This window comes from Mycobacterium sp. (genome assembly GCF_002863225.1).
Classification (GTDB): Bacteria; Actinomycetota; Actinomycetes; order Mycobacteriales; family Mycobacteriaceae; genus Mycobacterium.
Map to the genome: position 1 here is coordinate 1 of NZ_PKEK01000078.1, position 9,244 is coordinate 9,244.

8 protein-coding genes are annotated in these 9,244 nt (G+C 63.0%); 2 read left to right on the forward strand and 6 right to left on the reverse strand.

Annotated features, from left to right (window positions below; translation table 11 throughout):
• Together CYU59_RS23645 and CYU59_RS23650 are read right to left on the reverse strand one after the other, a co-directional pair.
• On the reverse strand, positions 1-921 hold a 921-nt coding region (locus CYU59_RS23645; RefSeq protein WP_293003401.1), incomplete at its 3' end, for a translation initiation factor IF-2 N-terminal domain-containing protein.
• A 204-nt stretch (positions 922-1,125) separates the two neighbouring features.
• Entirely contained in the window at positions 1,126-2,520 is a 1,395-nt protein-coding gene (locus CYU59_RS23650; RefSeq protein ID WP_293003403.1) for an FAD-dependent monooxygenase, read from the reverse strand.
• 218 nt (positions 2,521-2,738) lie between these two features.
• On the opposite strand from CYU59_RS23650, the gene CYU59_RS23655 reads away from it, so the two are divergent.
• A complete protein-coding gene (locus tag CYU59_RS23655) occupies positions 2,739-3,299 on the forward strand; it encodes a TetR/AcrR family transcriptional regulator (RefSeq protein ID WP_293003405.1) in 561 nt (186 codons plus the stop codon).
• 135 nt (positions 3,300-3,434) lie between these two features.
• Here the strand turns inward: CYU59_RS23655 and CYU59_RS23660 are convergent, their stop codons facing one another.
• Positions 3,435-4,790 (reverse strand): HAMP domain-containing sensor histidine kinase, encoded by a 1,356-nt coding sequence (locus CYU59_RS23660; RefSeq protein ID WP_293003407.1) that lies wholly within the window; start codon positions 4,788-4,790, stop codon positions 3,435-3,437.
• Positions 4,791-4,957: 167 nt separating this feature from the next.
• Here CYU59_RS23660 and CYU59_RS23665 point away from each other — a divergent pair, with 167 nt between their 5' ends.
• Positions 4,958-5,539, forward strand: coding sequence for a hypothetical protein (locus tag CYU59_RS23665; protein ID WP_293003409.1), 582 nt, complete (start codon positions 4,958-4,960; stop codon positions 5,537-5,539).
• Positions 5,540-5,876: 337 nt separating this feature from the next.
• On the opposite strand, the gene CYU59_RS23670 is transcribed toward CYU59_RS23665, so the two are convergent.
• From CYU59_RS23670 to CYU59_RS23680, 3 genes are all read right to left on the reverse strand, one after another.
• Positions 5,877-7,274, reverse strand: a complete 1,398-nt coding sequence (locus CYU59_RS23670) for a type IV secretory system conjugative DNA transfer family protein (protein WP_293003411.1) — start codon at positions 7,272-7,274, stop codon at positions 5,877-5,879.
• Positions 7,275-7,320: 46 nt separating this feature from the next.
• Positions 7,321-8,124, reverse strand: coding sequence for a DUF2637 domain-containing protein (locus CYU59_RS23675; protein ID WP_293003413.1), 804 nt, complete (start codon positions 8,122-8,124; stop codon positions 7,321-7,323).
• Between the two features lie 62 nt (positions 8,125-8,186).
• Positions 8,187-9,244: type VII secretion protein EccE (locus tag CYU59_RS23680; protein WP_293003415.1), on the reverse strand; the 1,058-nt coding region annotated here is incomplete at its 5' end.

Sequence of the window (9,244 nt, forward strand, 5' to 3'; positions counted from 1 at the left end):
ATCGGTGAGGTCGCTGAACTCAGCATCGAGCACACGGTTCGCCAGGACCGGCTGTTCAAGAACGGCACCATGGGCGTGGGTGATCTGCTCGGCGAGCTGCTTCTCGGTGTCGATGACGTGCGCCATGACCGCCAGGTCGTGATGAGCCGTTAATGATGACTGGTCCGGGTACGCGCGGCGGTGGTCCGCGGAGTACCGCCACGCGAGGTAGCCATAGCAGCCGGCATCGTCGGGGATGAAGTCCTGCACACACGCTGCGACTTCATCCCGATCGTCTTGGCTGGCGTCGACGTTCACGATTAGGTCGACGACGCTCTCCAGGTCCGTAGCGTCAACCTCCGGTAGAAGGATGTCGGTCCGCGGTCGAGGGCGACTGCCCTCGACCCGCGCCATTACCGATGCGGATCCGCCGGCGAGCGGGTGCGCCAGCCCATCCCCCTTTCGGGATTGTCGCTTGGGCACGTACTCGCCGGGGTAGCGGCGTAAGTCTTCCGCGACGGCATCGCGCAGCGCTTCCCGCGAAACCCCGTACTGTGCTTCACATTCGGAATACAGCCGGCTGATCGCTGCCTGGTCATGGCCGGCAGCGGAAGCCCACCGAAAGCGCTTGCAGACGCTAGCTCTCTGAGAGGGCGTGAGCCACAGGGGCGCAGGCGGTGAGCCGTCCGCCCGTGAAGTCGCCTGCCTGACTGGGCTGGTTCTGGGATTCGCTGATGATCGTAACTTGACGTCGGCACCGCGGCTGCCGCCCAGGGCGCTCTTCGCCTGATATTCCGCACGCAGACGACGGGCGACTGGGCGCTCAACTGTCGAGCTTGCTGACTTGACGAACTCGCCCTGCTTTTTCAGCCACACCAACACTTCCTTGGCCGGCACGCCTAGCTCTTTGGCCAGCTCGTGCACCCGCGGCTTACCGCTCACCGCCAACCTCCCGACCTCGCCCATCACCGATGTTGCTGGCGGCACCGACGCTACTACTACCCACCGACGTCGGGGTCCGCCCTATAAGGAGGTAACCATTTGCTTGATGGTCGGTCTGGCCGCACCGCTCTGGAACCGCCGCCAGTTGCGTCGCCCCAACACGCGTTCTCTACTAATGAGACAAGTCGCCCGTCCGCTAGCGGCTTACGAAGCCCGCGGCACTTGAGGCGCCTTGGGGGCTTGTCGGCCGCGTGGGTGTCGGAGGTTGGCGAGGAGGATGCGCGGTATGAGGGCGGGGTCTTGTAATCGTGTGGGCGGGTCGACGAGGTTGGCGACGCGGAAGATCCGTTCAGTGACGGTGGTGTCGCTGCTAGCGGCGTTCAACGCAGCGTTGGTGGCCCACTTGCTGATTCGTTGACGCAGCGAGCCCGTTGTGCCGACGGTGGATGGAGCTCGGTCGTTGGCCTGGTTCATTGCCCAGGTCGAACCGATGTGTCCGGCAGCGGTGGTGAAGAAGCGGCGCGGGAGGTCGGTGCCGCCGTCCCGTAGGCAGTCGCGCAGGGTGAGTGCCTGCATGGCGGCCATCGTCATGCCTTGCCCCCAAATGGGATCCAACGTGCACAGCGCGTCGCCGATCACCATCACGCCGGCCGGGAAATGCGACATTCGGTCGTAGCGTCTCCATACCGCGGCGGTGTTACGGAAGATGGCGATATCCCCGATGGGTGTGGCATCGCGGAGACCGGTCATGATCGCCGGGGGAATGAATTGCTCAGCTGTGGCAAGCAATTCCGCGAAGTCGGTCGGCGGATCTCCATGACCGACGGCGTGGCCGACGGCCAGGATCCAGGTGTTGTTTTCGTAAGCCAAGAGCAAGAGACGGCTTGCGCTGCTTTGATGGTCGATCATCGAAACCATCCGCTGGGCGATTTGTCCGTCCGGGACGTTCATCAGTTGGCCGGAGTAGGCCCAACTCGCCGCTATCTGTTTCTCTGATGGCGAGCCAAAGCCATGCCTCTCCAGGAAGGCCGGTGTGCGCGATGCGCGGCCCATGGCGTCAACAACGAGATCGGCATCCAGAATGGTCGCGATGCCGCTGTTGCGGTTGGTAACGCGCACACCGGTGACGGCATCGGCTGTGGTGACCGGTTCGACCACCTCGTGCCCGTCGAGAAAGGTGACGTTGTCGATGGCGGCGACATGCCGGCGAACGTGAAACTCCATGAAGGGGCGGCTTGCCTGGTAATACACCAGCGACTGGGGATCGGCCAGCTTGCCGGTGCTGTCGAGCTCGTAGCGGCCTACCCGCGTGTATATCCGTGACGGGTCGTTGATAACGGCTCCGGCGGCTACGAGTTCATCGAGGATGCCCGGGAAGAGCTCACCGAGCACTTGTGTGCCGCGAGTGAGGAATTGGTGCAGATGGCGTCCTTGCGGCACCCCCTTGCGATGGATCGGGTGATCAGGCAGCCGGTCTCGCTCCAGCACCGTCACTGACCCGTAAAAGTCCGACAGCACGCGGGCGGTCAACAGCCCCGCCATGCCGGCTCCTAAAACAACAGCGCGCGAACCCAACTTACTCATCGCAGCCCCTTCCATCACCGCGCGAAAGCTGCCGCCGCGGCCGATACGAGAACCGACAACGATCTTGTGGGCTCGACGTCGCCTACGCACTCCTTGAGCGGCAACTTATCGACGCGCCGTCATTAATTGACTATCAGTCTATTAGTGACCCATGGTCGATGAGTATTATCGCGTCGGTGAGTGATGTCAAGGTCAGTCGACGCGTGAGATATGCCGCGCTGACGTGCGAGGCCGTGCTCGATGCCGCCAAGACGCTGTTTGTCTCAAATGGCTTCGACGCGACCTCCGTCGACGAGATCGCCCAGCTGGCGCAGTCCAGCAAAGGCACCGTGTATCACCATTTCCGCGACAAGCGCGAGATCTTCATCGAACTGTTCCGAGCCAGCCAAGAAGCTGTCGTGGCCAAAGTCATCGACGCAATGACCGCCGAAGCCGAAAAGCCGCCATGGGAAAGGGTCGAGACTGCGATCCGTCTGTTTCTGCGCAGCTACGTCGCTGACGGCGATGCCCGTGCGCTGCTCCGCCAGGTCGTGAGCGTCTTGGGCTGGGATCGCGTACGCGAACTCAACGAGCAGCAGACCTTGCCGTTCCTGCGTGCGACACTCGAGAGCTTTGTGGCTAACGGCTACGCACGCCCAGTGCCGATTGAGGCCACCGTCGAAATATTTTTCAGCATGTTCTACAACGCCGTCTTGTACGTCACCGACGCGGCAGACCCCGACGCAGCCTCACACGAGGCCGAGACAGTCATCTTCTGCGTTCTAGAGGGCCTCAAAACGCCCTCTAATTCCTGATTATCTGGGGTTGGGCTTAGGCGTGTCTTGTTGTTCCCGGTTGCGTATTCGTTCGCGCATTTGCCTACGCGGGAACAGATCAGATCGTCGTCGAGCCTTGGTACACATTTCATCCAAGGTTGGTGCAGGAGCGAGTTAAGCCCGTTTGGGTCCCGGGAGTCTCAGCATTAGTCGGCTGCCGCCTAACGGGCTGTCCTCCAGTGAGGCTGTGCCGCCGTGTAATTCGGCTTGTTGGGCGACGAGCGCAAGCCCGAGTCCCGACCCTGAATGTGACGCTTTCGATCCACGGGTGAAGCGTTCAAACATGACGGCACGCTCCTCTTCGGGGACGCCGGAGCCGTTATCGTCGACCACAATCTCGACGCCGGCACGGGAAGTCACCGCCGAGAGCTGGACTTGGGTGGCTTGGCCGTGTTTGACGGCGTTGGCGATGGCGTTGTCGATCACCAGTCGCAGCCCCGTCGGTAGGCCGAGCATCAATACGGTGGGCGACGGCAGCAACGTCACGCTCAGGCCCGAATAGACACGCGTGGCGTCCTGGGCGGCGCGGTCGAGAAGCTCGGTGATGTCGAGGGGAACGTGGTCGTCTGCGGTGCTTAATTCGCCCTGCGCGAGCCTTTCCAGGGCGGCGAGGGTGGCCTCAATCCGGCTCTGTGTGCGCATGGTGTCTTCTGTCACCTCCTTGCGCTGCTCGGGGGGTAAGTCGAGGGTGTGCAGTACTTCCAGGTTGGTGCGCATCGCCGTGAGCGGGGTCCGTAGCTCGTGGGAGGCGACGGCGGCGAAGTCGCGGGCGGATTCAAATGCGGCTTTGGTGCGTTGTTGCTCGGTGCCGATCCGGGCGAGCATCCCTTCGACCGCTTCGGCGATTTCGACGGCCTCCCACACCCCGTGGACCTGAACCTCTTCGGGGTTGGACTGGGCGTTGATCGCACGCGCGTGCTGGGCTAGCAGCCGGAACGGGTTGATCATGACCGACCACATCAACGATCCGACGATGAAGGTGCCAACAATGAAGCCACCGCAGATCAACAGCACTCTCAGATGCAGTTGTCTGATCGCCTGGCGGGCTTCGGTGATCGGAGCGCCGATCGCGATGGAGGCCTGGCCCGTGGTGAAGGTGTGGACTCGGTACTGGACGCCGTTGACCGTAGTGGTCGTGTAGCCGTCGGCGAACCCCGGGAGGGTGATGTTGCGGGGCTTCGATACCGTGGCGCCGTTAATTCGAACCGTGCGCACCATACCGTCGGGCATAGGCTGATCCGCCCCGACGTTGTGTCGGCCGCCCAACGCGCTGACATCGCCCAGAGTGCTTACTGAGTCCAGCTGCCGATCCAGCTGGCCGTACTGGTTATTGGTGATGCCGACCCACACCCAGGTGCCCAGAAACACAACGACCCCGACCACCGATAGCGCGGCGACGATGACGATCGTGCGCAGCGAAACCACCGGGGTCAGCAGGCGCAACAGCCGGCGAAGGTGTCCGGTAATCATCGGTTACCGGACACCACCAAAAAGTTCGCGCTCGGCTCGACATGCAGGAGTTTCGGCGCACAAATTGCCTAATACCAGTTCCAGCACACCCCCGCCTCCAACGTCGATTAGCTGCGGACACGGCACGTTGACGCCTTCACCATAGCTAGGAGCGGCATAATATCCGTGTGCCGACCTCCGCGAATTCTGGCCGAGATGTCCGACCGCTCGGAGCACTGTCGCGCGTCGCCACGATCGCGACGCGGGTCGCTTTCATCGTTGTGGGGCTTGCAGTGATCGCCAGCGTGTTCCTGATGTTTTCGCCGGTGATGAGCGGCTCAGTGGCCTGCGGAAAACTCGCGGAGTACCCGACCCGGGAATACGTCACAAAGGAACAACCCCTCCCGCTCGGGCTTTCTGCATGCGGACTAGTTCTGGACAGTCGAGCCTCAGCGGCTAACGTCGCCCAGGCGATCGCGGGAATCTCGTTGGTCGTTGCGATCACGCTGTCCCTGTCGGCCAAGCTTCTGCGACGCGCGGAACTCGCGGCCACAGCGGCCCGGCGCCAACGGCGCATCGTTAAAATGCATCCGGGCAACGACATTAAGGTCGCCCTACCTGGCGATCAACACCACCGACGAATCGGGCGCGTCGTTCAAACGCTCTATAACGCAGATGAATTCGATGTCTCCGTCACCTTCGATGAATCCGCGACGGAAATCTACGCCTACAGGTACAACGAGCTAAAGCCCGTCCTGGTCCGCGGTTGATCCCTCGATTTCACAGCGATGTCTACTCGCCAAACCTTCGCGGCAACGATCATGCGAGACAAGATCTGACTACTCCCAAATCTTTAGATCCGAGACGTCTCCATTGCCGATAGTCGCAGAACCCGAACGCCACACTCGGGCTTCTCCTGGCAAAACGACTCCGTCTCAAGATACCGGGCGAGGAACAGGCTACCGCTGAATTGAGCGACACCACACTCGGCTGACTTGACAGTTAGAACCATCGGAGGTCTGCAGGGCTGTTCCCGATGACCCGGTCAAGCAGCGAGCAACCGTTGGCGCAATATGGGTAGGCCAGAAAGGTTGTGCCGCAACGCAGTCAGCGGACCCGCTGCAAGCGTTGAGCGACAGCGTCATCGTAAATGCCTAGCAGCTCAGTCCAATCCGGAATATGAACCCGCTCCCCCGCAGTTCCCCGCTGCAGAAGCTGCGCCTCTTCCCGTGTTTGCGGGAGCAGCTCTTGCCAGTCGATGGCCTGCCCGAATTGTGACGATTGGCTGCGGCCACCGCCGCCGGCGTCGTAGGACTCCGTTCGCCGGGTCGTTTCGCCCAGCCAGTGCGATGCCTGTTCGAGCAGGTGGCGCTCGTGCGCCCCGTACATGATCAATGTCCCTGGGAACATATCGCGCAGCGCGTCAGCGTATTTTGGGCCGTAGACCACGTCGAAATGGGAGGACGCCTGCACGGTGGCCAGGATGTTGACCCCCAGGCCGGCCGACTCGCCGACGTAGGTCAACAGGTCAGGCAGAGGGCACGAATTGCACACCTCGTCGAGTTCGAGAAGCAGACGATGGGTGAGCTGATGGTTGGCCATCCTGCGACGAAAGTAGCGGATGATTGAGTCGATCAGCGCGACCGCGGCGCCGGCGACCGTGCCAGTGTTCGGCGCGATCACCAGCAGGGTCGCGTCCGGGTCATCGAGCATGCGGACGTCGAACGAGTCGGCCTTGATGCGCTCCACCGCGCTCAGGCGGGCCACGTTCTCATCGGCGCTTAAACCCAATCGCAGCCAAGGTGTTACGGCCTTGGAGACGGTGATTTTGATGCTGTCGCGCAGCCGTGAATCCATGCCGGCGATCACCGAGTACAGCGGGTTGGCCAGCTTGGGTTGGTCACATAACCCGAACGCCGTCAGCCACGACGGCGCACCCACTTCCGCGGCTGCCGCGTCCGCGTCGTTGGGGTCGACTATCCCGAAGTTCTGCACCGCATCGAGCACCCAGGGCATACCCAAGTTGTTGCCCAGCGGGCTGGCGGCATAGAGCAGGCACGCCAACGGCGGCGCGGCCTGGGTCTCCCACAGGCCGCCGGCGGCGACGTTGCCGCCCGACGCACCGCTGAACCCAACCCCGGAAGTGGCCAGCATCGTTTCGGCGACCGTGAGCGCTTCATGGGCGTCGGTGATGGTGCGGGTGGGATCGGTGACCATCCGTTGCACGCCATCTGGCCACACCTCGGTCTGTTCAGGCCGCAGATCAATGACGCCAGTCACCCCCATGCAGCGCTTGGTGATGATCAGCTCGGCGAGGTCCGGTTTCGAGGACACCCCGACCACCGGGCCTGGGTGCAAGATCGCGGCCGGGGCCAGGATGCGCCGTGTCTTACCGGTGCGCGTCGGTGCGCTGACGACAATGTGCGGGGCCGATGCGGCGCGCTGGACCCGGTTGTTCTTGTCGTAGGTCAGCCCGCAGTACGGGCTGTAGTCGTCGCTTAACATGAGGTGGCCTCTCGAATCGCCGACTCAGCTTTCATGGCACAAAGATTCAGCCGACCGCTGTCCTGCGGTCCATCGCGGTAGCGATGATGCGGCTCACGGTGGTGTGGTGCAGCTTGACCGACCCGGCGATGTCGGTGGTCTTATGACCGTTGGCGTGAAGTGCCAAAATCCTGCGGACGACCTCTGGAGGCTGTTTTGTCCGGTTCGAGGCGATGACCGCGTGCACTGCATGATCGTTGTCGCCTGCGGCGTGCTTGCGGCCGGTGGCCAATTGACGCTGCGCCGGGACCATCGTGACGACACTGGCCTCGCTACCTTCATCAGGGTTGTGCGATGCGAACTCGTCGGCATCGTGGAACTCAGACGCCTCCTCGATCTCATAGCCCATTAGCGAATCCTCCTGAGGGTCTTGACGGTTCAACGCCAGCAATGACACGGCGGCCTGTGTGTTGGCGACGTCGACCACCAGCGGCCACAGCCACGCCAAGCCTGGACGAAGCCCGCACAAGACTGCCAGGTCCCGCAACGCATCGAAGGACAACCGGAACGCCGCCAAGCCCAGCATTAGGCCCATCGCCAACGCCGCCCAGTAGGTCAGCGTTGACCGGCGGCGCGCCTTGACCAGCAGCGACAAACCCTCGATCGACCCCAGCAGCACCAGCGGCGGAGCCGTAGCCACCGCCGCGGCCAATACCGGGGACACCGAATGAGCATGAACAATCGCGTGCATCGCGTTGCCGACAATCGACGCACTGCTCGACGCGATAAGCACCACCCAGAAGAACCGGACAGCGCGGCGCCGCACCGCTAGCTCGGATTCGCTCAGCAGCACCGAGGTGTCGTAGGCCATGCCCCCGATCGTGCCGCCCCGCAGCGGTGTTCGTCTATCATCACTGCGACATTCGCCGCGAATCAGCGTAGATAGGCTTCTTCGTTGCGGAACGACACCGACGCAACGGTGGTCCGAAAACGAGCCGTCTTGACCGTGATTCGATCACCCTGGTGCTCGATGCGGATGTCAGGCACTCCGTTGGCAGCGCCATCGCCGACCCGCACCATCGTTCGGGCACGAGGGAATTCGTCGCCACTGCCGTTGTGCACGACCATCGTTGGCTGATGTGGCGGCCTGGCGTTAACGTCGCGGGTGATCCAGATACGCGGCGAACGTGCCGTCATCGCCCACACGCCGGCAGGGTCAAAGACCGCAACGTGTTCACCGGAGGCCGCAGCGCGGCGGATGAATTGCTTGACCGCCTTGTCGTCGTCGGCGCGCAACGCGATGCGGGTCGGCGCCGCCGGATCAGAAATCGGCATCAAGAACATGGCGTTGCGGAATTCGCCGAGCAACACACCTGAGGCACCTGGCACCACCGCGCTGTCCAAATCGTCGGTAACCGGCGCGGAGGGCAGCGACAGCCGCGCCTTACCGGGCAGCGTCAAAGCCACCGCCTCCCACTGCCGTCCCGGCATCGCGTTAAGCGCCAGCGTGGGCGCAGCAGCCAAGGGCTGCACGGTGGTCAACCGGACCAACGCCGATGCACGCACCGTTCCGGCCGCGTCACATCGCAAACCAATGACCAGCGTGGTGTGGTCACTTTGATAGGTCCACACGTTGTCCAGCGTGTCGGCGTTGATGTCGTCGGCGCTGAAGAAATAGCTTGTGACATAAGCTTTCCCGGCGCGCTGAAGGTTCGTCCAGCCCTCGCGGTACGACGAGCGCAGATGGTCAGCCCCGCCCAGGCTGGCCGCGGTCGCCGCGTCCATCTGCTCGGCGGTCAACAGCCGCGCTCGGCAATTGTGTTGGCACAGTTCGCGCGTAATACGCTGAGATGCGGCAACAGCCGCCGCGACCGGATCTTTGCGCCACGTCAGCCCCGGGAGCACCTCGGCGCTGCGCGTGTCGAATCGCACCACCAAGGTCACGGTGCGCTGCCCGGCGGCCGGGCGTCCCCGCAGCGACGTCTGATACA

Coding starts and splice junctions, on each gene's coding strand:
- CYU59_RS23660 (WP_293003407.1), bottom strand. CDS start 4,790: ATGATTACCGGACACCTTCGCCGGCTGTTGCGCCTGCTGACCCCGGTG.
- CYU59_RS23670 (WP_293003411.1), bottom strand. CDS start 7,274: ATGTTAAGCGACGACTACAGCCCGTACTGCGGGCTGACCTACGACAAG.
- CYU59_RS23675 (WP_293003413.1), bottom strand. CDS start 8,124: ATGGCCTACGACACCTCGGTGCTGCTGAGCGAATCCGAGCTAGCGGTG.
- CYU59_RS23650 (WP_293003403.1), bottom strand. CDS start 2,520: ATGGAAGGGGCTGCGATGAGTAAGTTGGGTTCGCGCGCTGTTGTTTTA.